Raw genomic sequence first — 2,029 nt, 5'->3', positions numbered from 1 at the left:
CTGCTGGAGGACCGGAGCCGTGGTGGGCGGCGGCTCCCGGGGAGGGGGCTGCCCCGGCGGCGGAGGTCTTGCGTCCCTCCCGGCCAGGCCCCCCGGCGGAGGCGGCGGCGGGGCGTCCACGGGCGGCGGGCCCTCGGGCCGCATGAAGTGCGCCGTGGTCACCGCGGTGCCCACCATCAGCAGCACGACCAGGCCGGCGACCAACGCGAACAGGCCCTTGCGACCACGCCCTTCGTCGCTGCGCGCGGCCACGGGCACCTGCTCCCGCGACGCAGGCGACGGGCGCACCGGGGCCTGCTCCTCCAGGGCGGCGGCGCGGGGCCCCGAGCCCGAGGGACTCCCGGCCTGGGGCGGGAGCACCGAGGTGTTGCCCGAGAAGCGAGGGCCGGAGCCGGACGCCTTCGCGGCCCGGGGACCGGAGGCCGACGCCTCGGCGCCGGCAGGGCGCGGCGTGCTCCCCGTCGCCCCGTCGAAGACGGCCGTCCTCGCCGTGGCGGCGCCGGGGTCCGAGCCGGAGCGCAGGGTGGTGGCGTCGGTGGCCATCGACTCGCCGTGACCGGGCACGTCCGGGCGGGCCATGCCGGCCACCTGCTTCTCCCCCGACGGCGCGTCCTGCTTGCGCATCAGGGTCGGCTCGAAGCCCGCGGGCTCCACCTCCTGAGGCCCCGTGCCGTACGCGCCCGTGCCGCCGGCGACCAGGGGGATGGGCGCGGGGGTGCGACGGTGGCTGGAGGACGAGGTCACCTTGGAGATGAGCTGCCGCTGCGCCGCGAAGGCCTCCGGGCACAGCGCGCGGACGAAGTGGCCCACCTCCTCCGCGCCCACCGCCGCGCCGGAGCGCACCAGCTCGCCGTTGAGCGCGCGCGCCAGCTCGTCCGAGCGCGAGTAGCGCTCATCCGGCTTCGTCGCCAGCGCGCGGCGCACCACCGCGTCCAGCGCCTCGTCCACGTCCCCGCGCAGCCCCGTCAGCGGCGGCACCGTGGGATGGGACATGGCCGCCATCATCTCCCCCACCGTCCCGTGGGGGATGAGCGAGCGGCCGGCGAGCATCTCCCAGAGCACCACGCCGCAGGAGTAGATGTCGCTGCGGTGGTCCAGCGCCTCGGCGCGCACCTGCTCCGGCGACATGTAGCCCAGCTTCCCCATCACCGTGGCGGGCAGCGTGTACTTGCTGCGCGCGGCGGACTTGGCCAGGCCGAAGTCGATGACCTTGACCTCGCCCTCGTACGACACCATGACGTTGTGGGGCGACACGTCGCGGTGGACGATGCCCAGCGGCACGCCGTCCGGCCCCACCTTGCGGTGCGCGTAGCCCAGGCCCTCCGCCATGCGCTGCCCCAGGAACAGCGCCACCGGCACGGGCACCTGCGCGCCCTGCACCCGCGCCTGCTCCAAGAGGTACGCCAGGTCCACGCCGGCCACGTACTCCAGGGCCATGTAGTACGTCCCGTCCGTCTCCCCCATGTCGTAGACCTGGGCGATGGACGAGTGCACCAGGTGCACCAGCACCTTGGCCTCATGGTGGAAGCGGTCCAGGAACTGCCGGTCCTTCAGCAGCGCCGGGAGGATGGTCTTCACGATGCACGGCTTCTCGAAGCCCGCCGCGCCGCTGATCTTCGCCAGGAACACCTCGCCCATGCCGCCCTGGCCCAGGGGGTGGACGAGCTCGTAGCGCCCGAGGAAACGGGAGGACTCTGTAGGTTCGGTGCTCATGGCTTCTCGTGGCAGCGAAGCACCCGGACACACACGGAAGCAAGCTCCGGGGGCTCCCTCGCCTCTGTCGGACACCGCACGGGCCCGAAACAGAAAGCCGGCCGCTCCCCTCCGGGTGTCAGACCGGTGGGGCAGAAAGGAGCGTGACGGCGCCCTCTGCCCCCGTCCCGCCCCGGAGCTCGCGTCCGCCCGGCGCCACGGGGTCCTCCCCTCCGCGTGGAGGTGGGCAAGGAGGGCGGGTTTCGGGACAGCCGCTCCCAGGGGCGGTCGGGGTCGGACGCCAGTTTGAGACACGCGGCGCGGTCCGGATGTGAAC

1 protein-coding gene is annotated in these 2,029 nt (G+C 74.3%); it reads right to left on the bottom strand.

What is annotated here, in order from left to right; all coding sequences use genetic code 11:
* Window positions 1–1,713: serine/threonine-protein kinase (locus FL311_RS42820; protein ID WP_141333396.1), on the bottom strand; the 1,713-nt coding region annotated here is incomplete at its 3' end.
* Window positions 1,714–2,029 lie beyond the last annotated feature (316 nt).

This window comes from Myxococcus sp. AB025B (genome assembly GCF_006518215.1).
GTDB lineage: Bacteria > Myxococcota > Myxococcia > Myxococcales > Myxococcaceae > Myxococcus > Myxococcus fulvus.
The sequence above is the reverse complement of the archived record's forward strand: the minus strand, read 5'-3'. Positions and strand labels throughout refer to the sequence as shown.